This is a genomic window from Streptacidiphilus sp. EB103A (assembly GCF_041261405.1).
Lineage (GTDB): Bacteria > Actinomycetota > Actinomycetes > Streptomycetales > Streptomycetaceae > Streptacidiphilus.
Window position 1 is genome coordinate 303293 of record NZ_JBGCAQ010000007.1, and the last position, 23112, is coordinate 326404.

The 23112-nt window shown below is 70.6% G+C and carries 13 protein-coding genes; 4 read left to right on the forward strand and 9 right to left on the reverse strand.

Annotated features, from left to right (window positions below; genetic code table 11):
- The first annotated feature begins 124 nt into the window (after positions 1 to 124).
- Positions 125 to 3070 carry an FHA domain-containing protein gene (locus ABH941_RS14305; protein WP_370129453.1) on the forward strand — a complete coding sequence of 982 codons (2946 nt, stop codon included), beginning with the start codon at positions 125 to 127 and terminating at the stop codon, positions 3068 to 3070.
- A 158-nt stretch (positions 3071 to 3228) separates the two neighbouring features.
- Here ABH941_RS14305 and ABH941_RS14310 read toward each other — a convergent pair whose 3' ends face one another.
- From ABH941_RS14310 to ABH941_RS14325, 4 genes are all read right to left on the reverse strand, one after another.
- Positions 3229 to 4200, reverse strand: coding sequence for a carbohydrate ABC transporter permease (locus tag ABH941_RS14310; protein WP_370129455.1), 972 nt, complete (start codon positions 4198 to 4200; stop codon positions 3229 to 3231).
- The gene (locus ABH941_RS14315) at positions 4197 to 5171 is read right to left on the reverse strand and encodes a carbohydrate ABC transporter permease (protein WP_134004392.1); all 975 of its coding nucleotides are present in this window, start codon (positions 5169 to 5171) and stop codon (positions 4197 to 4199) included. Before ABH941_RS14315 ends, ABH941_RS14310 begins: the two co-directional genes overlap by 4 nt.
- 91 nt (positions 5172 to 5262) lie before the next feature.
- A complete protein-coding gene (locus tag ABH941_RS14320; protein WP_370129457.1) occupies positions 5263 to 6651 on the reverse strand; it encodes an ABC transporter substrate-binding protein in 1389 nt (462 codons plus the stop codon).
- A 174-nt stretch (positions 6652 to 6825) separates the two neighbouring features.
- Positions 6826 to 8163 carry a lipopolysaccharide biosynthesis protein gene (locus ABH941_RS14325; protein ID WP_370129459.1) on the reverse strand — a complete coding sequence of 446 codons (1338 nt, stop codon included), beginning with the start codon at positions 8161 to 8163 and terminating at the stop codon, positions 6826 to 6828.
- Positions 8164 to 8344: 181 nt separating this feature from the next.
- On the opposite strand from ABH941_RS14325, the gene ABH941_RS14330 reads away from it, so the two are divergent.
- Complete coding sequence (locus ABH941_RS14330; RefSeq protein WP_370129461.1) at positions 8345 to 9676, forward strand: glycosyltransferase 87 family protein; 1332 nt, start codon at positions 8345 to 8347, stop codon at positions 9674 to 9676.
- Between the two features lie 120 nt (positions 9677 to 9796).
- The gene (locus tag ABH941_RS14335) at positions 9797 to 11323 is read left to right on the forward strand and encodes a methyltransferase domain-containing protein (protein ID WP_370129462.1); all 1527 of its coding nucleotides are present in this window, start codon (positions 9797 to 9799) and stop codon (positions 11321 to 11323) included.
- Between the two features lie 60 nt (positions 11324 to 11383).
- Here the strand turns inward: ABH941_RS14335 and ABH941_RS14340 are convergent, their stop codons facing one another.
- The 4 genes from ABH941_RS14340 to ABH941_RS14355 all read right to left on the reverse strand — a co-directional run bounded on the left by ABH941_RS14340 (position 11384) and on the right by ABH941_RS14355 (position 19487).
- A complete protein-coding gene (locus ABH941_RS14340) occupies positions 11384 to 16345 on the reverse strand; it encodes an NAD-glutamate dehydrogenase (RefSeq protein ID WP_370129464.1) in 4962 nt (1653 codons plus the stop codon).
- Positions 16346 to 16592: 247 nt separating this feature from the next.
- Complete coding sequence (pruA, locus tag ABH941_RS14345; protein WP_370129465.1) at positions 16593 to 18218, reverse strand: L-glutamate gamma-semialdehyde dehydrogenase; 1626 nt, start codon at positions 18216 to 18218, stop codon at positions 16593 to 16595.
- Positions 18219 to 18231: 13 nt separating this feature from the next.
- Positions 18232 to 18888: an HAD family hydrolase gene (locus ABH941_RS14350; protein WP_370129467.1), complete on the reverse strand. Its 657-nt coding sequence runs from the start codon at positions 18886 to 18888 to the stop codon at positions 18232 to 18234.
- 83 nt (positions 18889 to 18971) lie between these two features.
- Positions 18972 to 19487, reverse strand: a complete 516-nt coding sequence (locus ABH941_RS14355) for a hypothetical protein (protein ID WP_370129468.1) — start codon at positions 19485 to 19487, stop codon at positions 18972 to 18974.
- 308 nt (positions 19488 to 19795) lie between these two features.
- On the opposite strand from ABH941_RS14355, the gene ABH941_RS14360 reads away from it, so the two are divergent.
- Entirely contained in the window at positions 19796 to 20236 is a 441-nt protein-coding gene (locus ABH941_RS14360) for an Rv3235 family protein (protein ID WP_370129469.1), read from the forward strand.
- A gap of 33 nt (positions 20237 to 20269) precedes the next feature.
- On the opposite strand, the gene secA is transcribed toward ABH941_RS14360, so the two are convergent.
- The gene (gene secA / locus ABH941_RS14365) at positions 20270 to 23041 is read right to left on the reverse strand and encodes a preprotein translocase subunit SecA (protein WP_370129470.1); all 2772 of its coding nucleotides are present in this window, start codon (positions 23039 to 23041) and stop codon (positions 20270 to 20272) included.
- Positions 23042 to 23112 lie beyond the last annotated feature (71 nt).

Sequence of the window (23112 nt, forward strand, 5' to 3'; positions counted from 1 at the left end):
TCAGCACCGTGGCGACCACTCCGCTTGCGGGGTCTGATCGTTGAGTTGGTGGGACCGGGTGGTGCTGTACCGGGTGGGTTGGCAAGTGCCGCTGCCAGGAGCCTGCGGAAGGGGCCGAGGGACGATGCAGATCCGGCTGAGCGTGCTCGCGGCACGTGACGGCGCGTCGCCGTCACGTGCCCATGCCCTGGGCCCGCAGGGCCAGCGGCCGCGGCCGCCCGTCCAGGCCGCGGACGTGCTGGTGACGGCCCCGGCCGGGACGACCCTCGGCGCGGTCGCCGGCGCCCTCGCGGGCGCGGTCGCCGGCCGCCCGGGGTCGCGCGGCACCCGCTCCTCCACCCATGTCCACCTCTACGTGGGCGACCAGCGGCTGGACGAGCGGGCCGTGCTGGGCCACCCCCCGCTGGTGGACGGCGCGGTCCTGTGGCTGGACGAGCCGGACCCCGACCACGTACCGGACACCCGGGCCGGGTCGCCGGCCGAGCTGCGGGTCGTCGGCGGCCCCGACGCGGGCGGGATCCATCTGCTGCTGCCGGGCCGGGTCCGGGTGGGGCGCTCCGCCGAGGCCGACGTCCCGCTGGACGACCCCGACGTATCCCGGTTCCACCTCGCCCTGGACGTCGCCGCGGACGGCCGGGTCTCGGTCGCCGACCTGGGCTCCACCAACGGCACCGTGCTGGACGGCCTGCCGGTCGGCGCCGACCCCGTCCCGGTGCCGCCGGGCTCGGTGCTCGGCCTCGGCGAGTCGGCCCTGACACTCGCCCCCGGAGCGGGCCGCCCCGGCCCGCTCGGCGGCTCCGACCTGCTGGCGGACGGCCGGGGCCAGTTGCAGCTGACCCAGCGTCCGCCCGCCCCGCCGGCGCCCGCGCCCAGGCGGCTCGGCGGCCCCACCGCGAGCGGAACCGGCAGCTCCCCGGTGCCGAAGCCGTCCCCGGGACGCACCCGCGGACTGCTGGCCCGCGGCGGGGAGCGGCTGCTGCGCGGCGGCAGGTCGGCGGGGCGCCCGCCGGCGGCCCCGGCGGGTCCGGTCGCCGCAGGCGCCGATAGCGTCCCGGCCCCGGGCCCCGGCGCCACTCCCCCGCACGGCCTGCGGCTGGCCCCGGCGCGGGCCGCGCGCAGCGCCGACGCCTCGCGCTGGCCGGATCCGGCCGAACTGCTGCACACCGCACTCGGACCGGGCCCACGGCTGTGGGAGCGCGGCACCGAGCACCCGGACACGCTGGCGCTGCGGCTCGGCAGCGCCGGACCGCACGCCGATCCGGTCACCCTGGACCTGCGCGCCGTCGGCAGCCTGGGCCTCAGCGGCCCCCAGCCCCGGCTGGCCGGGCTGGCCCGCGCGCTGGTCGCCCAGCTCGCCGTGGAGCACGGGCCCGCCGCCCTGGAGCTCGTGCTGATCGCCGCCGACCCGGCGCGCCCCGCGGAGCTGCGCGTCCAGGACTGGTCCTGGGCGTTCTGGCTGCCGCAGCTGCGGCCGCTGCGCGGGCAGCCCTGTCGGCTGCTCACCGCGCTCGACGCGGAGCAGGCGCTGGCCCGGCTGGCCGAGCTGGGCGCCGCGGGCGGCAGCGCCGTTCCCCGCGCCTGCGCGCTCACCGTCCTGGTGGTCGACGGCGACCCGGGCAGCACCCAGGCCCGTGCCGCGCTGGACAGCCTGCTGGCGCACGGCCCCGCCCAGGGCGTCCATGTGCTCGTCCTCGCCGAACGGCCCGACCTGCTGCCGCACGGCTGCGGCGCCACCGCCGCGATCGGCGGCGAGGTCGACACCCTGCTCACGCTGGAGCGTCCGGCCGGCGATCCCGTCGACCAGCTCCCGGGGCTGCCGGCCGGCGGCCAGCACCGGGCCGCCCCGGCCCGGGAGCTGGTCGACGGGATCGCCCTGGACGCGGTCTCCGCCGCCTGGGCCGAACGGCTGGCCCGCGCGCTGGCCCCGCTGCGGGAGCCCGACGCCAACCGCAGGCCGGGTCGCGGCGCCCTGCCCGACGCCCCCAGACTGCTGGACCTGCTCGGCCTCGACACGGTCACCCCGGCCAAGCTCGCGGGCCGCTGGGAGGACCTCCAGGTCGCCTCGGGCGCCCTGCCCGGGGTGCTGGTCGGCGCGGACCGCGACGGCGCCTGCGGTCTCGACCTGTCCAGCCACCTGCTGATCGGCGGCGCCCCCGGCTCCGGACGGACCGAACTGCTGCGCACCCTGCTGGCCTCGCTCTCCGTCGCCGAGCGGCCGGACCGCCTCGGCGTCATGCTCATCGAGGGCCGCCCGCCCCGCGACCCGGCCGACGGACTGCTGCCCTGCACCGAGCTCCCGCAGGTCACCGACTATGTGGACGGATCGGACCCGCAGCGCCTGCTGCAGGCGGCCCAGGCCCTGCAGAGCGAGCTGGACCGGCGTGAACTGCTGCTGCAGGGACGCTCCTTCGCCTCCGGGCACGCCGAGCGTGCGCTGGCCCGGCTCGCGCCCCCGCGCCGGGCCGCCGACGACCACCCCCACGGCGCGCCCGCGCCCGCCACGCCCTCCCCCGCGCGGGTGGCCGTCGACACCGCCCCGCCCGCGCATCTGCTGGTGGTCGTGGACGACCACGACGAACTGCTGCTGCCCGGCCGCGAGCGGGCGCTGCTGGCCGCGGCGCTGGACGCGGTCGCCGTCCGGGGGCCGCGCCTGGGCGTGCTCCTGGCCGTGGCCACCGGCCGCCCCGACCGCAGCAGCGGCACCGATCTCGACGAGGCCGTCCACCTCCGGATCGCCCTGCGCACCGACGACTCCCGGCTGTCGTCGCTGCTGATCCATGTCGACGACGCCGCGAGCGTCCCGGAGGACCGCCCGGGACGCGGCTGGATCCGGTACACCGACGGCGGGGTGACGGCCTTTCAGGGCGCCAGGGTGAGCGGCCGGATCCCCCGTACCGCCACGCTGCGCCCGACCGTGGCGCCGATCGACTGGGCCGCCATGGGCGACCCGCCGGCCCGCCGCCCGGTGCGCGAGCTCGGCAACGGCCCGACCGACCTGGCGCTGCTGGCCAGCGCCCTGCAGCGGGCCTCGGAAACCGCGGGGGCGGGGGCCGCCGCGGGGCTCCTGTGAAGGTGCCCCCTTGGCTGCGGACCGTAGATGGCTGGGCGCGCAGTTCCCCGCGCCCCTGCGGTGCTGCAACTGATCCACTGTGGCCAGGTTGCAACCCCCAGGGGCGCGGGGCTGTGTTGATTCAACTGCGTGCGCGCCCAGCCCACTACGGTCCGCACCTACCCCTTGACGCTGCCGGCCAGCAACCCGCGGACGAAGTACCGCTGCAGGCTGAAGAAGACCGCCAGCGGAATGACGATGGAGATGAACGCGCCCGCCGTCAGGATCTCCCAGTGGTCCCCGAAGGAGCCGGACAGCTGGGCCAGCCGGACCGTCAGCGGGGCGACCTCGGGGGTGCCGCCGGCGAAGGTGAGGGCGACCAGCAGGTCGTTCCAGACCCAGAGGAACTGGAAGATCGCGAAGGAGGCCAGCGCCGGGGTGGCCAGCGGCAGCACGATGGAGCGGAACACCCGGAAGTGGCTGGCCCCGTCCACCCGGGCCGCCTCGATGAGGTCGTTGGGCAGCTGGGCGATGAAGTTGTGCAGCAGGAACACGGCCAGCGGCAGCGCGAACATGGTGTGCGAGACCCACACCGGGGCGTAGGTGCCGCCGAGGCCCAGGCTCGGGAAGATGGTGACGGTGCCGATGTGCGCTCCGCCCGAGTACAGCTGGAGCAGCGGCACCAGGGCCATCTGCAGCGGCACCACCTGCAGCGCGAAGATCACGAAGAAGATGACGTCGCTGCCCCGGAACCGCACCCAGGCCAGCGCGTAGGCCGCCATCGAGGCGAGCGCCAGCGGGAAGATCGTCGCCGGGACGGTGATCGCCAGCGAGTTGATCAGATAGGGCATCAGGCCGTTCTGCACCCCGAACCCGCCGTTGAACAGCACGTCGTGGTAGTTGGCCAGGGTGATGCCGGGGTGGGCGAAGAAGGTCCACCACCCGGTCTGCGCCACGTCCTTCTGCGGACGCAGCGAGGTGGCCAGCAGGCCGAGGGTGGGGACCGTCCACACCACGGTGAGCGCGATCACCAGGAAGGAGGCGATCGGGCTGCTGAACGCCCGGCGCACCGCCTTGGCCCCGGCCTGGCCCCCGGCCGTGACCACCGGTGCCGCGTCGGCCGGTGTCGCTTCGACGGTCTCTTCGCTCATCGGGTCGCACGCTCCCTGCGCAGCTGGACGATGTTGTAGCCCACCAGGGGCAGCACCGCGACGAAGAGGATCACCGCGAGAGCGCTGCCCCGGCCCGTGTTGAACTCGGTGAAGGACTGCGAGTACATCTCGTTGGCCAGCACCTGGGTGCCGAAGTTCCCGCCGGTCATGGTGCGGATGATGTCGAACAGCTTCAGCGTGGTGATCATGACCGTGGTCAGCACCACGACCAGGGTGTTGCGGATCATCGGGATGGTCACGTACTGGAACAGCCGCCAGCCCCGCGCCCCGTCCAGCACCGCCGCCTCGGTGATCTCGTCCGGGATGGCCTTGATCGCCGCCGACAGCACCACCATGGCGAACCCGGTCTGCACCCAGACCATGATCACCATCAGCAGGAAGTTGTTCAGCGGGTGCGAGAGGATCCAGTTGGGCGGGTTGTGCCAGCCCAGCCAGAGGCAGATCTGGCTGAGCAGCCCGATCTGGGGCTGCGAGGGGTCCCGGTAGTTGTAGACGAACTTCCAGATGATGCTCGCGCCGACGAAGGAGATCGCCATCGGCATGAAGATGAACGCCTTGTAGAGCCCCTGGTGCTTCAACCGGTCCACCAGCAGCGCGAGCACCAGCCCGAGCACGGTGGTGACGACCGGCGCCACGATGATCCACAGCAGGGTGTTGAGCAGGATCTGCTGCTCACCGCTGCTGGTGAAGGCCCAGGAGTAGTTGGAGCCGCCGAGGAACTTGGTGGAGTCGTCGTTGTAGAAGCTGAGCGTGATCGTCCTGATCGCCGGGACGACCAGCCCCACGGCCAGCAGCAGCAGCGCGGGTCCGAGGAAGATCGTCACCGCGAGCGGCTTGGACACCCGGCCGCTGGCGCGCCCGGCGGCGAAGAAGATCAGCAGCAGAACGGCGACAAAGACCACAACGGCACCAGCCGCATTGCCGAACTTGGTCAGCGCGTCAGCCCACATCGTCGTGGCGCTCCTTCGTTCGAAGGGGCGTGGGGAACCGCGCGACCGCGAGGCGGAGCCTCCGCCGCACGGTTCCCCGCGCCCGTGGTGGCTACTGGGGCCAGGCCGCGTCGATGTTGGACGCCGTCTTGGTGACCGACTGGTTGTTGGAGAACCACGCGGTGAACTCGGACCACTCCTTGCCGGAGCCGACCGCGGCCGGCATCAGGTCGGAGGCGTCGAAGCGGAACGTCGCCGCCGGGTCCGTCAGGTACTTCGCCGACAGCTGGTCGACCGGGTCGGTGTAGACCGCCGGGTCGACGCCCTGGTTGGCGGAGACCCATCCGGGCGCGACCTTGATCCGGCTGGTGGCCCAGGCCGCGGTGGAGAGGTAGTTCTGCACCGCCTGCACCTCGGGGCGGTCCGAGAACGCGGCCACGAACTCGCCGCCGCCCTCGACCGGGTCGGTGACCGTCGGGTCGGCGGCCGGCAGCTTGAAGGCCCAGATGTCGCCGGTCGGGCCGATCTTGGTGCCCTTGGGCCACTGCGCCTCGTAGAACGACGCCTGCTGCAGCATCGAGCACTTGCCGGTGAGGATCGGCGAGCCAGCGTCCTGGAAGGTGGTGGAGGCGATGGTGCTGACCCCGCCGAAACCGCCGTTGACCCAGGCCGGGTTGTGCATCCAGCCCTGCACCACGTTCATCGCCGCGATGATCTTCGGGTCGCTGAACTTGACCGTGTGGTTCACCCACTGGTCGTAGACGTCACCGCCGTACTTGCCGAGGACGACCTCCTCCAGCCAGTCGGTGGCCGGCCAGCCGGTGGCCGTCCCGGAGGCGATACCGCCGCACCACGGCTTGTTCTTCCCGGCCTTGGCGATGGTGTCGCTGAGCGTCATCAGATCGGCCCAGGTGGTGGGGACCTTGTAGCCGGCCGCGGTGAACGCCTTGGGCGAGTACCAGACCAGCGACTTCATGTTGGCGCTGCTCGGCGCCGCGTAGAAGGTGCCGTTGACCGACCCGTAGGTCTTCCAGATCGGCGCCCACTTGTCCTCGTTGGCGACGGTCTGCGCCGGCGGCTTGACCACCTTGCCGGTCTTCACCATCTGCGCCAGCAGACCGGGCTGCGGGATGATCGCCAGGTCGGGGGCGTTGCCGCCGTTGACCCGGACCGGGAGCTGGGACTCGAAGTCGTTGGAGCCCTCGTAGGAGATGGTGATTCCGGTGCAGGTGCTGAACTGCTTCCAGGAGGTCTGGAGCGAGTCCGACTCGGGGCTGAGGATGGACGCGAACATGGTGACCTTGGTGCCCGCATGCCCTGCGTACGCCTGGAACTGGGCGCAGTCCCCGGTGAGGGTCGCCGCCGATCCCGAGGCCTTGTTGGAGCTGCCGGACGTCGACGAGCCGTTGGAGCAGGCAGCGAGCAGTGCCAGGGAGGTCACCGCGCCGGCGGCGATGAGCTGCCGACGCCACCCCCCACCCCGACCGACTTGGGTGTGCATAGGACAAGCCTCCTAGAGGGAAGTCGACCGCGTTGTCATATCCCGAGGTGCTGAATCTCTTTGCTGGCAGAACTCTTCGACGGAGCAAGAACTGGACCATAACTTGCAGGGAGAGCCACGCCAATAGATCGCGCAGCCTTCGACTCCCGAACGCATACCGATCCGATATCGGTGTCACACAGTGACCGTCTCGGCCTCCGCGGACGAGGCGCCCGAAGCCGTCCCGGCGGGGTTCCGGCGCAGGTGGCGGGCGATGCCGACCCCCAGGACCACCGCCACGGTCCAGCAGCCTCCTGTGTAACTGGCCTCCAGGCGTGCCATCACCGACCCCGGCAGCAGCGCCAGCCCGAGGAACACCGCCGCGCCCAGGGCCCAGGCGGTGCCCTGGGCCCGCTGCCGGTTCATCGCCAGCTGTCCCTGACTGAGGATCAGGGCCAGCAGCAGTCCGGCGGTCGCGAACGAGAGCACGGCGAAGTCGCGGTCCCCGAGCGCCCGGGGGGTGTGGAACAGCGTGGTCGCGAGCCAGGGCCCGAGAACTCCGCTGAGCAGCAGTCCGGCCAGGCCCAGCAGGACGGCTCCGGCGGCCGCCCCCAGCAGCTGACGCCGGAAGGCGGCACGGTTCCCGAGTGCGTAGGCGCGGCTGAGCACGCTGAGCACCGACGGCTGCACCGAGACCGCCGCGAAGATCGGCAGCCGAACGATGATCATGGCGCTGAGCAGCGCGGCGGTGAGCGGCGACCCTTTGTCCGTCATCAGTTCGGCGAGAACGACCGGGGCGTTCGGCAGTACCTGGCCGAGCAGCGTCGAGAGGGTCAGCGGCGCCAGGCCCTTGCGCAGTTCCGCGGGCCCGGCCGGCGGGCCCGGCTGCGCCGCCCGGGCGGTGGTGACGATGCCCACGGCGACGGAGGCCAGTGGCGCGAGGCTGAGCAGCAGGGCGAAGGCGAGCGGCGAGGTGGAACCGGCCGCGCTCAGGGCCAGCGCGAGCACCACCCGCAGGGCCGAGTCGACGCCCAGTTGGGCGCCGTAGGCACGGAAGTGTCCGGAACCGGCGAGGATTCCCCTGGCGATGTGGACCACCGAGAGGCCGGCGAGTGCGGCGGCCAGTCCCCAGACCAGCGAGCGGTCGCCGCGGAACAGGTGCCGGGCCAGTGGTCCGGCGAAGAGGCCGAGGCCGAGCAGGCAGAGCAGCAGCAGGCTCGCGGAGATCCGCACCCCGCGCAGCGCCACCGGCCTGGCGCCCTCGCCCCGGGCCCGCCGCGCGGCCACCACCCGCGTCAACTCCTGTTCCAGCGGCAGGAAGAGACCGGTGCCCACCGAGAAGGCGAGGGACCAGAGCACGGAGAGGCCGGCCAGGCCGTCGACGGAGAGGGTGCGCCCGGCGATCGCCAGATACACATAGGAGGCCAGCGCGAGGGCGCAGACGCCACCACCGACCGGAACGGTCCCCGGGGGAAGTCGGCGAACGACCGTGCGCAGCGCGGCCGCCCTGGAGTCGGAGACGGGATCAGGCACGTTTCGGCCTCTCGGAGTGCTGTTCGGAGTGCTGTCTGGACGGCTGCCCGTGATTCGCCCCCGGAGAGGAGCGATCGGGCCGGTCCGATGGATCGAGTGCGGAAGAAAGATACAGATCGGATACGGTAAGAAGTTCGTGACCGACGCTCGGTGTTATTCAGCCCCGTATAGTATTCGGCCCATGTCGTCGCCCGCACAGCAAACAGACACCTCAGTCTCAGCCGTACGCGCCCGGCTGGTCGTCCTGGCGGTGTCCCTTCCGTTCCTCGCGCTGAAAGTATGGCTGGCGGCGACAACGCACGGAACCGACGACGTCCGTACATTCCAGCAGTTCGCGGCGGTAATAGACCGGGTCGGTCCGGTGGGAATCTACGGTGTGGCGCACGCGGCCGGCGGCCTCTACAACCATCCGCCGCTGACCGGCTGCCTGCTCTGGGTGCTCCAGCAGTTCAGCCGGCACGGCGCCTCCTTCCCGCTGCTGATCCGGCTCCCGGCGACCGTGGCCGACGTGTTCACCAGCCTGCTCGTGTTCGAATTGGTACGCGGTTGGCGGAACAGCACCCGCCGGGCCATGTGGGCCGGAATTGGAACGGCCTGCAGCCCGGTGCTGATCATCATTTCGGGCTACCACGGAAATATTGACCCACTGTTCATCTTGTTCGTCCTGCTCTCGGTCTGGCTGCTGACGCAGCGCCACCTCCCGCTGCTCGCCGGGCTCACCTTCGCCCTGGCTCTGAGCATCAAAGTCGTGCCGCTGGTCGCCCTGCCGGTGGTGCTGCTGTGGGCACTGCTGCGCAGCCGCCGCACCCTGCTGATGTTCGCCGGCGGACTCGTCTCCACCCTCGCCGTGGTCTGGGGGCCGGCCGTGGCGACGCATTGGCCGGCACTGCGCGACAACGTCCTCGGCTACAACGGCTGGAGTCTTCCGCAGTGGGGCCTCGCCCCGATCCTGAGTGACCTTGGCGTGAAGAGCACAGACCTTCACGCGTTACTGGGCGAGCTCCGCACCCCGGTCGTCGTTGCCTCCGCCCTGCTGGGCATGTTCCTGGTCTGGCGGCGCAGGGACGCGCTGGGCCCGGCCGTAGGCATCTCGCTGGCCTGCCTGCTGCTCCTCAGCACCGCCACCGGCACCCAGTACCTGACCTGGGCCGTCGCCGGCCTGTTCATCGCCGAACCCGGGACCGCACTGCTCTACAGCCTGGTCGGCGGCGTCTTCCTCTTCAAACTCTACGACGCCTGGAGCAGGGGGACATGGGACCTGGCCCGAGCCGCGGGATGGTCGGCCGAGGACACCCAGCTGGGCCTGCTCACCTGGGCTTCCCTGGCCGCAGCGCTGGTCTGTGCGGTGCGCGCCGTGCTGCGCTCCCCCGACACTCCGTCACAGAGCCGTACGTCGCCGACAAATCCGCAGGGGACGGCAACGGAGCGCCGACTCGGCGCCGCGGTCCGGGCCGCCCTGCAAACAACTCCTGCCGCCACCGGCGCGGCCGGGCACACCAAGGTGGAATCGTGACCGGAGAGAACGACCCGTACTCACGTGTTCTCGTGCGTTCCAGCAGTTCAACCATCCGCTGCTGATCCGGCTCCCGGCGACCGTGGCCGACCTGTTACGGAATCCTGAGTGGAGAGAATCTTGTCACGCACTCCGATCGAGTCCCCCAGGGTCGGTGTCCTCGTCGTCGCGTACAACGCCGAGTCGACGCTGGAGAAGACCCTCAGTCGTATCCCGGCGGACTTCCGGTCACGGATCACCGAGATCCTGATCATGGACGACTCCAGCCACGACACCACCTTCCTGGCCGGCTGGCGCTGGTCCCAGCAGGAGGACGCCCCGCCCACCGTGGTCATGCGCCACACCAAGAACCTCGGCTACGGCGGCAACCAGAAGGCCGGCTACCGGCTCGCCATGGAACGCGGCCTGGACATCGTGGTGATGCTGCACGGCGACGGGCAGTACGCGCCCGAACGCCTCGCCGACATGGTCGCGCCGATCGAGTCCGGCGAGGCCGACGCGGTCTTCGGATCCCGGATGATGGAGGACGGCGGCGCCCGCCGCGGCGGCATGCCCGCCTACAAGTACCTGGGCAACCGCATCCTCACCAAGCTCGAGAACGGCCTGCTGAACACCAGCCTCACCGAGTTCCACTCCGGCTACCGCGCCTACCGCGTCTCGGCCCTGGCCGAGCTGCTGATCGAGAAGAACACCGACGCCTTCGACTTCGACACCCAGATCATCGTCCAGCTGATCGACGCCGGGAAAACCATCGTCGAGATACCGATCCCGACCTACTACGGCGACGAGATCTGCTACGTCAACGGTGTCAAGTACGCCAAGGACGTGGTCAAGGACGTCCTGGAGTACCGCCTCGCCCAGAAGGGCTTCGGCACCTGCCCCTGGGTGCCCAAGCCCGACGAGTACGCCTTCAAGGAGGGCGACGGCTCCTCACACGCCGCCATCCTCAAACTACTGAAGGACATGCCCCCGTCCAAGGTCCTGGACCTGGGCTGTTCCGGCGGCCTGTTCGCCGAACGCGTCCGCGCCCTGGGCCACCAGGTCACCGGCGTGGACTACATCGAGGTCGAGGGTGTGCGCGAGCGCACCGACCGCTTCCTGGTGGCCGACCTCAACAACGGCCTGCCCGACGGCGTGGGCGACGGCTACGACCTGGTCGTGGCCGGCGACGTGATCGAGCACCTGTACCGGCCGGAGCGGGTGCTGGAGGAGATCCGCGCGGTGCTGCGGCCCGGCGGGCAGCTCCTGCTCTCGGTGCCCAACATCGGCCACTGGTACTCCCGCGGCCGGGTCGCCCTCGGCGGCTTCGACTACGACCGCCGCGGCATCCTCGACGAGACCCACCTGCGCTTCTACTCCCGCGCCAGCCTGCGCCGCGCGGTGCGCAACGCCGGCTACGACCTGCTGGAGCTCAGCTACACCGGCTCACCCTTCGTCAACTTCGCCGGCGGGAACAGCAGGATCACCAAGATCGCCGGAGGAATCTCCAAGACCCTGGTGAAGGCCCGGCCGACGCTGTTCGGCTACCAGCTCATCGCCCGGCTCACCCCGCACGCCGAACGCATCCTCACCGCCGGCGACGGCGACCACGTCGAAGAACTGCTCCTGCACCAGACCGCCCGCGCCGCCAAGACCCCCACCCCCTGACAGCGCGGTACCGCAGGGCGGACCCGAACCGGGTCCGCCCTGCGGCCTTGTGACAACCGGTCAGCGCATCGATCCGCTCCTCAGCAGAGTCCGGATCACCCGCATCGCGACACTGAGGTTCGCCAGGTCGTAGGCCTCCGCACCCCTTATGTCGTCGAGCGTGGCGCGGGCCCGGTTGACCAGGGTGGCATTGGTCTGCGACCACGCCTCGAAACGCTGCTCGGGGGTCGATCCCGGATCGCCGTGGGTCAGCAGGTCCGCGGTGAGCGAGGCATGCGCGGCGAACAGGTCCTCCCTGATCGCGGCCCGGGCCATCGACTGCCAGCGGTCCCCGCGGGGCAGTTCGATGATCCGGTCCAGCAGGTCGGAGATCTGCAGCCGGTCGGCCAGGTCGTAGTACAGCTCGGCGACGGTGCGGACGTCCTGGCCCGAGCGGTCGGCCGTCTCGACGATGTCCAGCGTCGGGAAGACCGAGGACAGCCCGGCGACCCGGACGGCCAGCTCGGCCGGGACCCCGGCCTCGGCCAGCTGGCCGTAGATCAGGTCGAACCAGGCGCGGTCCGAACCGTGCAGCAGCTCCGGCAGCAGGCTCCAGACCTGGTTGCAGCGGTCCCGGAACATCTCGATGGTGCCGGCGATGTCCAGCGGCTGGCGCCGGTTGTTGAGCAGCCAGCGGGTGGCCCGCTCGACCAGGCGGCGGCTGTGCAGCCGCATCCGGGTCTGCACCGCGGCGGGGACCCGGTTGTCCAGGCCCTCGATCTGCGCCCAGATGCCCTTGAGGTCGAAGATCGCCCGGGCCGCCGTGTGCGAGCGCACGATCTCCTCGTACGTCGCCCCGGTCTCCTCCTTCAGCCGGAAGGCGAAGGTGCAGCCGCCGCGGTTGACGGTCTCGTTGACCAGCACCGTGGTGATGATCTCCCGGCGCAGCGCATGGGCGTCGATCTGCTCGCCGAAGCGCTGCTGCAGCTGCTCCGGGAAGTAGCGGTGCAGCTTGCCCTGGAGGTAGGCGTCGTCGGGCAGGTCGGAGGCCAGGATCTCGTCGGCGAGGGTGATCTTGGTGTAGGCCAGCAGCACCGACAGCTCGGGCTGGGTGAGCCCGCGCCCGGCCGCCGCCCGCTCACGGATCTGCGAACCGTTGGGCAGGAACTCCAGGGCCCGGTTGAGCTGCCCCTCGGCAACCAGCCTGCGCATCATCCGGGAGTGCACGTCGAGCATGCTCGGCGCCTGGGCCAGGGCGTTGGCCAGGGCGACGTTCTGCGCGTAGTTGTTCTCCAGGACGTGCGCGCCGACCTCGTCGGTCATCGCGGCGAGCAGGTTGTTGCGCTGCTTGACCGTCAGATCGCCGTCGGTGACCACCCGGTTGAGCAGGATCTTGATGTTCACCTCGTGGTCGGAGGTGTCCACGCCGGCGGAGTTGTCGATGGCGTCGGTGTTGACCGCGCCACCCGTGCGCTCGCCGCTCTCGCCGACCGGGCCGCCGACGGAGGCGAACTCGATCCGGCCCAGCTGGGTGGCGCCCAGGTTGCCGCCCTCCCCCAGGACCTTGACCCGCAGGTCGGCGCCGTTGACCCGGATCGCGTCATTGGCCTTGTCGCCGACCTCGGTGTTGTTCTCCGCCGCGGACTTGACGTAGGTGCCGATGCCGCCGTTCCACAGCAGGTCGACCGGCGCCAGCAGGACGGCCTTCATCAGCTCGGCCGGGGTGAGCCTGCTGACGCCGGACTCGATGCCGAGGGCGGCCCGCATCTGCGCGGTGATGTTGATCGACTTGGCGCTGCGCGGGAAGATCCCGCCGCCGGCCGAGATCAGCGACTTGTCGTAGTCCTCCCAGGAGCTGCGCGGCAGGTCGAACAGCCGCTTGCGCTCGGCGAAGGAGGCGGCCGCGAGCGGGTTGGGGTCGATGAAGATGTTGCGGTGGTCGAAGGCCGCCACCAGCCGGATGTGCTCGCTGAGCAGCATGCCGTTGCCGAAGACGTCGCCGGACATGTCGCCGACCCCGACGACGGTGAAGTCCTCGGTCTGGGTGTCGTGGCCCAGCTCGCGGAAGTGCCGCTTGACGGACTCCCAGGCGCCGCGGGCGGTGATGCCCATGCCCTTGTGGTCGTAGCCGGCCGAGCCGCCGGAGGCGAAGGCGTCGCCCAGCCAGAAGCCGTACGACTGGGCGACCTCGTTGGCGATGTCGGAGAAGGTCGCGGTGCCCTTGTCCGCGGCCACGACCAGGTAGGTGTCGTCGCCGTCGTGGCGCACCACGTCCTTGGGCGGGATCACCCCCACCTCGGGCATGAGGTTGTCGGTGATGTCCAGCAGACCGCAGATGAAGGTCTTGTAGGAGGCGATGCCCTCGGCCAGCCAGGCGGCCCGGTCCACCGTCGGGTCGGGCAGCTGCTTGGCGACGAAGCCGCCCTTGGAGCCGACCGGCACGATCACGGTGTTCTTCACCATCTGCGCCTTGACCAGGCCCAGCACCTCGGTGCGGAAGTCCTCGCGCCGGTCCGACCAGCGCAGCCCGCCGCGGGCGACCTTGCCGAAGCGCAGGTGCACGCCCTCGACCTGCGGCGAGTAGACCCAGATCTCGTAGGCCGGGCGCGGCGCGGGCAGCTCGGGGATGGCCTGCGGGTCGAACTTCATCGAGACATAGGAGTGCGGCTCGCCGGTGACGGAGTCGCGCTGGAAGAAGTTGGTCCGCAGGGTGGCCTTGATCAGGGTGAGGAAGGAGCGCAGGATGCGGTCCTCGTCCAGGCTGACGACCTGGTCCAGGGCGCCGTCCAGCTCCTCCATGATCCCGTCGGTGAGCTCCTCGCCGCCGGAGCGGTGGGCCGGCGACAGCCGGGCTTCGAACAGGTTCACCAGCAGCCGGGTGGTGTGGACGTTGTTGGTGAGCGCGTCCTCCACGTAGTCCTGGGAGAAGGTCGACCCGGCCTGCCTGAGGTACTTGGCGTAGGAACGCAGCACCACGGCCTGACGCCAGGTCAGTCCGGCCCGCAGGACCAGCGAGTTGAAGCCGTCGTTCTCGGCCCGGCCGGTCCAGGTGGCGGCGAATGCCTCCTGGAAGCGGTCCCGGGCGTCCTCGTTGACGGTGGTGGCGACATCGGCCGGCAGCCGCAGGCCGAAGTCGTACACCCAGGCGACGGTGGAGTCGCTGCGGCGCAGCTCGTAGGGGTGCTCGTCGAGCACCTCGACGCCGAGGCGCTGCAGCACCGGCAGCACCTCGCTGAGCGAGACCGAGCGGCCCACCCAGTAGATCTTGAAGCGGCGCTCGCCCTCGGCGGCGTCCACCGGCATGTAGAGGTTCAGCCGGAAGTCGGTCGGACCGGTCAGCGTCTCCAGCTGGCGCAGGTCGGCGACGGCGGTGGCCGGGGTGAAGTCGGCGCGGTAGCCGTCCGGGAAGGCGTTGGCATAGCGGCGCGACGCCTCGGCCGCGCGCTCCTCGCCGCACTCGCGGGTCAGCACCTCACCGAAGCCGTCCATCCAGGAGCGGGCCGCCTCGGCGAGCCTCGCCTCCAGCCGTTCGACGTCGGAGTCGGAGAGCTTGGGCAGCTCGCTGCCGGGCTCGACCCGCACCACGAAGTGCAGCCGGGCCAGCACCGACTCGGTGTTCCAGGCGGTGTAGTCGATGGCGGTGCCGCTGAGCTCCTTCATCAGCAGGTCCATCAGCCGCAGCCGGACCCTGGTGGTGTAGCGGTCCCGGGGCAGGTAGACCAGCGCGGAGAAGTAGCGGCCGTACTCGTCCTGGCGCAGGAACAGCCGCAGCTTGCGGCGCTCCTGGAGGTAGAGCACGCTCAGCGCGACCGAGAGCAGCTGGTCGGCCGGGGTCTGGAACAGCTCGTCGCGGGGGTAGGTCTCCAGGATCTGCACCAGGTCGCGGGCGTCATGACTCTCGACGGTGAATCCCGACTCGGCGACGACCTGCTGGACCTTGCGGCGCACCACCGGGATGCGGTTGACCGACTCGGTGTAGGCGGCGGCGGAGAGCAGGCCGAGGAAGCGGCGCTCGCCGACGACATTGCCCTGCGCGTCGAACTTCTTGACGCCGATGTAGTCCAGGTAGGACGGACGGTGCACGGTGGAACGGCTGTTGGCCTTGGTGAGCACCAGCAGCTTCTTCTCGCGGGCCTTGGCGCGGGCCGGGGCCGTCAGCCGACCGAAGGAGGCGGAGGCCATCGTGTCGCCGGCGTGGGCGTCCGCGCGCGGGTCGGAGCGCAGCACGCCGAGACCGGTGCCCGGCACGGCCTGCAGCAGGTCCTCGCCGTCCGGGGCCTGCACCAGGTCGTACTCGCGGTAGCCGAGGAAGGTGAAGTGGTCGTCGGAGAGCCAGCGCAGCAGCTCCTGCGCCTCCTCCACCTCCTGGGCCGGCAGCTCCTTGGGCGGCTCGGTGCCCAGCTCGTCGGCGAGGCGCAGGGCGCCGTCGCGCATCTTGCCCCAGTCCTCGACGACCTCGCGGACGTCACCGAGGACGCGGCGCAGATCGGTCTCGATGGAGCGCAGGTCCTCGCGATCGGTCTCCCGGTCGATCTCGACGTGCATCCACGATTCGAGCAGGGCGTCCTTCGGCAGGTCGGCGCCGGTGGCGCTGCAGGCGTCAGCGTCCAGGATCTCCAGCAGTCTGCCGGTGATGTCACGGCGGACCAGCAACTGAGGGTGGATCACCACATGGATGGCGCGATTCTGACGGGTCAGCTCATTGGTCACCGAGTCGACCAGGAAGGGCATGTCGTCGGTGACGATCTCGACCACGGTGTGGCCGCAGGACCAGCCGTTCTCCTCGACCGTGGGGGTGGACACCCGGACCTCGGCGGTGCCCTGCGGCCGCCGGCCGGCCAGGCGGTGGTGCGAGGCCGCGGCGCCGTAGACGTCGACCGGATCCCGTTCGAGCAGGTCCTCGGGGGCGGTGTGCAGGTAGTAGTGCTTCAGGTAGGTGGCGAGAGCGCCGCCGGCTCCGTCGCCGAACTCCGTCCCGGATTCTCCCTGGACTGTCGCCTTGCTGAGCAGTTCGGCCTTCGCCGCGTCCAGCTGGGTCTGCATGGCTATCTGGCTCCTGTCGCGCGCCGTTGCGTGACTCGGTGGTGTGCGTCGGACGGGCACCCGCCGGGTCTGTCCGTATCCTCCCGCATGTCCGGAAGAGGATGCGAACCGCCCGGCGAAATCCCGCCTTTCGCGAGGTTTCCCAGCGAGCCTAACTGGGGTAAGAGACCCTGTCAGGGGCCGGAACGGTGCACTGCGTCAGCACCATTGGTCCCACCTGTACGAGTTGTCCAATCCGCACCGACGACTAGAGCATGTGCGGGTAGCGGTAGTCCGTCGGCGGCACGAACGTCTCCTTGACGGACCGGGTCGAGGTCCAGCGCAGCAGGTTCTGGGCCGACCCCGCCTTGTCGTTGGTGCCGGAGGCCCGCGAACCCCCGAAGGGCTGCTGGCCGACCACTGCCCCGGTCGGCTTGTCGTTGATGTAGAAGTTGCCCGCGGCGAAACGGAGCCGCTGCGCCGCCGCCGCGATCGCGGCCCGGTCGCGGGCGATGACCGCGCCGGTCAGGGCGTAGGGGGCGACGGACTCCAGCTGGTCCAGGGTCTGCTCCCAGCGGCCGTCCTCGTAGACGTGCACCGCCAGGACCGGTCCGAAGTACTCGGTCGAGAAGATCTCATGGCGCGGGTCCGTGGAAACGATCACCGTGGGGCTGACGAAGTATCCGATGGCGTCGTCGCAGTGGCCGCCGACCACGATGTCCAGGCTGTGGTCGTTGCGCGCCCGGTCGATGGCGTTCCTGTTCTTCTCGTAGGCGCGGGCGTCGATCAGCGCCCCCATGAAGCTGGAGAAGTCGGTGACGTCGCCCGCGGTCAGACCGCGCACCTCGGCCAGGAAGTCGTCCTTCATCAGCCGCCACAGGCTGCGCGGGATGTAGGCGCGCGAAGCCGCAGAGCACTTCTGCCCCTGGTACTCGAACGCCCCGCGGACCAGCGCGGTGCGCAGCACCGCTGGATCCGCGCTGGGGTGCGCGACCACGAAGTCCTTGCCGCCGGTCTCGCCTACCAGCCGGGGGTAGCCGCGGTAGCCGGCGATGTTGGCGCCGACCGTCCGCCACAGGTGCTGGAACGTCCCGGTCGAACCGGTGAAGTGGATCCCGGCCAGGTCTCGGTGCGGAAGCGCGACCTGCGACACCGCCTGTCCGTCGCCGGTCACCAGGTTGATCACACCGGGCGGCAGCCCGGCCTCCTCCAGCAGCCGCATGGTGTACCAGGCCGACAGGGTCTGGGTGGGCGAGGGCTTCCACACCACGGTGTTGCCCATCAGCGCCGGCGCGGTGGGCAGATTCCCGGCGATGGCAGTGAAGTTGAAGGGCGTGATGGCGCAGACGAAGCCCTCCAGCGGCCGGTGGTCGCTGCGGTTCCACACCCCTGGGCTGCTGACCGGCTGCTCCGCCAGGATCTGCCGGGCGAAGTGGACGTTGAAGCGCCAGAAGTCGACCAGCTCGCAGGGCGCGTCGATCTCCGCCTGCTGCACGGTCTTGGACTGGCCCAGCATGGTGGCCGCGGCGACGGTCTCCCGCCAGGGGCCGGCCAGTAGGTCGGCGGCCCTGAGGAAGACCGCGGCCCGGTCGTCGAAGGACAGCTCACGCCAGCCGGGGGCCGCCGTGACGGCCGCGTCGACCGCGAGTTGGACGTCCTCGCGGGTGGCATTGCCGAGGACGCCCAGCTTGGCGGAGTGGTGGTGCGGCTGGACCACCTCGATCCGCTCGCCGCCGCCCATCCGCTGCACCCCGCCGACCGTCATCGACAGCGTCGCGTACTCGCCCGCGAGCTGACCGAGTCTCGACTCGATCCGGGCCCGTTCGGGACTGCCGGGAGCGTACCCGTGGATCGGCTCGTTCACGGGCAGCGGTACCTGCGTGACAGCGTCCATACGTCTTATGCTGTCATGATTTGACCAGGTCCTGGGCATATTCGACGGCCTGCGCCAAGGTGTCGGCGACCGGTACGCCGACCCGCTCCAGCTCCGACCGGGCGTGCGAACCGCCGGTGAACAGCACCGCCTGCGCGCCGACGTGCGCCGCCGCGAGCGCGTCGTCGACCACGTCGCCGATGAGCACCGTGCGGGACGGGTGCACACCCTCGACCTGAATCGCCGCCAGATGCCGGACCAGGTGCTCGGCCTTGCCGCTGACGCCGCTGGTGCTGGTCCGGCCGTCCACGCGTATGAAGTGCTGGTCCACGCCCAGCCGGCGGACCAACGGGAGCAGGTCGGCGTGGGCGTACATGGACAGCAGCGACTGCGACCCGGACCATCCGGCCAGGACGTCGTCCGCCCCCTCGGTCAGCCCACAGCTGTCCCTGAGCGTCTCGTAGTGGCGGTGGAAGCGGGCGTCCATGACCAGCCACTCCTCGGCGGTCGGCGTCCGCCCCATCACCTGCTCGTAGAAGCCGATGACCGGGACCTGGTACTGCTCGCGGTACTGCTGGACGGTGAGCGGGGCCAGATCGATCGCGGCGAAGGCGGCGTTGCTCGCCTCCACCACTACCTCGACGTCGTCGAAGAGGGTGCCGTTCCAGTCCCAGACGATATGTGCGCGCATGGCCGCACGGTACCCGGCGGCACCGACAACCGGGGAGCTCGGGTCGTTGCGCGGGCCGTTCCTCCGACCGTTCCTCCGGACAGTCAGGCCAGCAGGCCGGGGATCTCCTGGGTCGCGAACCAGAGCAGCTCGTGGTCCTCGGCGCCGTCCACGGTGAACCGGGCGTCCTCGTCCCCGGTGTCCGCGGCGGCCACCGCCGCAGCGGCTGCCGAGACGTCCTCGCGGACCTCGGGCTCGTCCGCGTCGGCGTGCACCGCGGCCGCCCTGGCCAGCGGCGGGGCCTCGGAGAGGGTCACCGCGCCGAGCGCGGAGGCGTCCGCGTGCTCGGCGTCGTTCTGCAGCGCGACGGCCTCGTCCGGGACGTCCAGGGCGACGACCACCCGGCGGCGCGGAGCCGCGCCGTCCGCGGCGAGCAGGCGCAGGGAGGACTGGGCCGCGCGCACCAGGGCGGCGTACTCCAGCTCCTCGATGTCATCGCTGAGGTACCACTCGCGCAGGGCCGGGGTGACCGCGTAGGCCCGCAGCGGCAGCGGTCCGAGGCTCCCGTCGGCGTGCGCCTGCGCGAGCGCGTGCAGGGTGGTCGGAACGTACACGCGCATCGGGGCACTCCGGTCGACGGTGGGGTGGGACCGGCGTCCAGCATATGCGGCCGGACGACCGCACCCGCGCAGCCGGGCAACCTCACCGGACGGCTGCGGAGAGTCACCGATCGAGTGGGGTTTGACTGCGCTGGGTGACCGGTCGGATTGTGGTGTGCCGTTCATCTTCCCAGCTCAGCGACGTCTGCCCACTCGGATAGGTGAACTTCGCCGGAGCCCTCGACGCGTCCGCGGGAGCCTTGTCGCTGTCAGTGACAGCCGATACCACTGGCCTCACGCACACCACCGCGAGTCAAGGGGGTACGGGCATGGTCGACACTGCAGCCACCGGGGTCAGGATCGGGCGGGTGCACAGCCTGGGGGCGACGAGAGCCAGGCAGCACGGCGGCACGGCGCCCACCCGCACCGGGCACAACACCCTGGCGCGCCACTACGCGGTGCGGCTGCTGGAGGTGCTCAGCGGGCACCGGGTCTGCGACCAGCTCGCCGCGCTGGCCACCGAGGACGTCTACGACGACGTCCGGACCCTGGTCCGGCGGCGCTGCCTGCACGGCCCAGGGCCGGGAACCGCGCGCCCGGTGCTGCGGCGGGTCTTCGACGACTCCCCCGCCCCCGGAGTGCTGGAGGTGACCGCGACGGTCGGCGTGGAGGAGCGGCTGGAGTTCCTGGCCTTCCGGCTGGAGCAGCACCGCACACCCCGGCGCCCGGAACCGGCATGGCGGTTCACCGCCCTGGAAACCAGGTGGTGAACCGCCATGGGACTGTTCCGAATCCGCGTACTGCTACTTCTTGCGGCGGCGGCCCTTCGCGGCCTTGCGGCGCTCGGCGCGGGTGCCGCTCTCCTCGTCCGCCTCTTCGTCCGCCCCGTCATCGCCGGTGGCGAAGTCGCCCTCGATCACGCCGCCCTCGCCGTCGACCGACGGCGCGGTGTAGTGCAGCCGGTCCGGACGCTGCGGGGCCTCCAGGCCCTTGGCCCGGATCTCCGGACGGGCGTCCTCGGGGGCCTTGTCCATGACGACGGTGTTGCCGTCCTGGGCCACCGGGACCTCCTCGACCTGCTGCTCGACCTGGACCTCCAGGTTGAAGAGGTAGCCGACGGACTCCTCCTTGATGCCCTCCATCATGGCGGCGAACATGTCGAAGCCCTCGCGCTGGTACTCGACCAGCGGGTCGCGCTGGGCCAGGGCCCGCATGCCGATGCCCTCCTGGAGGTAGTCCATCTCGTAGAGGTGCTCGCGCCAGCGGCGGTCCAGCACCGAGAGCACCACCCGGCGCTCCAGCTCACGCATCACGGCCTCGCCGAGCTGGCTCTCCCGCTCGACGTACTTGGTGTGCAGGTCCTCCTTGATCGCCTCGGCGAGCAGCTCGGCGGTGATTCCGGCACGGTCGCCGTCCTCGCCCTCCAGTTCCTCCACGGTGAGGCTGATCGGGTAGAGCTGTCCCAGCGCCTGCCAGAGCTTGTCGAAGTCCCACTCCTCGGCGAAGCCCTCGGCGGTGGCGTTCTTGACGTAGGCGTCGACCGTGTCGTCCATGAAGTGGTCGATCTGCTCGCGCAGGTCCTCGCCCTCCAGAACCCGGCGGCGCTCGCCGTAGATGACCTCGCGCTGACGGCTCAGCACCTCGTCGTACTTCAGGACGTTCTTGCGGATCTCGAAGTTCTGCTGCTCGACCTGGGTCTGCGCGGAGGCGATGGCGCGGGTGACCATCTTGGACTCGATCGGCACGTCCTCGGGCACGTTCGCCATCGACAGCACGCGCTCGACCATGCCGGCCTTGAACAGGCGCATCAGGTCGTCACCCAGCGACAGGTAGAAGCGGGACTCGCCCGGGTCGCCCTGGCGGCCGGAGCGGCCGCGGAGCTGGTTGTCGATCCGGCGCGACTCGTGCCGCTCGGTGCCCAGGACGTAGAGGCCGCCCAGGTCCTGGACCTCCTCCTGCTCGGCCTTGACCGCGGCCTTGGCCTTGTCCAGGGCCTCGCCCCAGGCGGCCTCGTACTCCTCGGGGGTGTCCACCGGGGAGAGCCCGCGCTGGGCCAGCTCGGCCGCGGCCAGGTGCTCGGGGTTGCCGCCGAGCATGATGTCGGTGCCTCGGCCGGCCATGTTGGTGGCGACGGTGACCGCGCCGCGGCGCCCGGCCTGGGCGACGACCTGGGCCTCGCGCTCGTGCTGCTTGGCGTTGAGGACCTCGTGCTGGACGCCGCGCTTGCGCAGTTCCTGCGAGAGGTACTCGGACTTCTCGACGCTGGTGGTGCCGACCAGGATCGGCTGGCCCTTCTCGTGCTTCTCGACGATGTCCTCGACCACGGCGGAGAACTTGGCCGGCTCGGACTTGTAGATCAGGTCCGGCTGGTCGACCCGGCGCGGGTCCTTGTTGGTGGGGATCGGGACGACGCCCAGCTTGTAGATCTGGTGGAACTCGGCCGCCTCGGTCTGCGCGGTACCGGTCATCCCGGAGAGCTTGTCGTACAGCCGGAAGAAGTTCTGCAGGGTGATGGTGGCCAGGGTCTGGTTCTCGTTCTGGATCTCCACCCCCTCCTTGGCCTCGATCGCCTGGTGCATGCCCTCGTTGTAGCGGCGGCCGGCGAGCACACGGCCGGTGTGCTCGTCGACGATCAGGACCTCGCCGCCCATGACGACGTAGTCCTTGTCCTTCTTGTAGAGCTCCTTGGCCTTGATGGCGTTGTTGAGGAAGCCCACCAGCGGGGTGTTCACCGACTCGTAGAGGTTGTCGATGCCCAGGTAGTCCTCGACCCGGGTGACGCCCTCCTCCAGCACGCCGACGGTGCGCTTCTTCTCGTCGACCTCGTAGTCCCGGTCCAGCCTGAGGCGGTTGACCAGCTTGGCGAAGTCGCCGTACCACTTGGTGGCCTGGTCGGCCGGGCCGGAGATGATCAGCGGGGTACGGGCCTCGTCGATCAGGATCGAGTCGACCTCGTCGACGACGGCGAAGTTGTGGCCCCGCTGCACCAGCTCCTCCTGCGACCACGCCATGTTGTCGCGGAGGTAGTCGAAACCGAACTCGTTGTTGGTGCCGTAGGTGATGTCGCAGAGGTACTGCTTGCGACGCTCGGCCGGGCTCATGTTGGCGAGGATCACACCGACCTCGAGGCCGAGGAAGCGGTGCACCCGGCCCATCCACTCCGAGTCGCGCTCGGCGAGGTAGTCGTTGGTGGTGATCAGGTGCACGCCCTTGCCGGACAGCGCGTTCAGATAGGTGGGGAGCGTGCCGACCAGGGTCTTGCCCTCGCCGGTGCGCATCTCGGCCACATATCCCATGTGCAGCGCGGCTCCGCCCATGATCTGGACGTCGTAGTGACGCTGCCCCAGGGTGCGCTGGGCAGCCTCGCGCACCGTGGCGAACGCCTCGGGGAGGATGTCGTCAAGGGTCTCGCCGTCCGCGAGGCGCTCCCGGTACTCGTCGGTGAGCGCACGCAGCTCGGCGTCCGTCAGGTTGACGAAGTCCTCTTCGATGGAATTGACCTGGGCGGCAATGCGATGCAGCTTGCGAAGGATCTTTCCTTCGCCTGCGCGCAGGATCTTGTCGAAGACGGACACGTGGGCTGGCTCCTTGCCTGGGCTGGCACTGGGCGGTCTGTGCACTTGCGTTCTGCGCACCGGCGATGGAG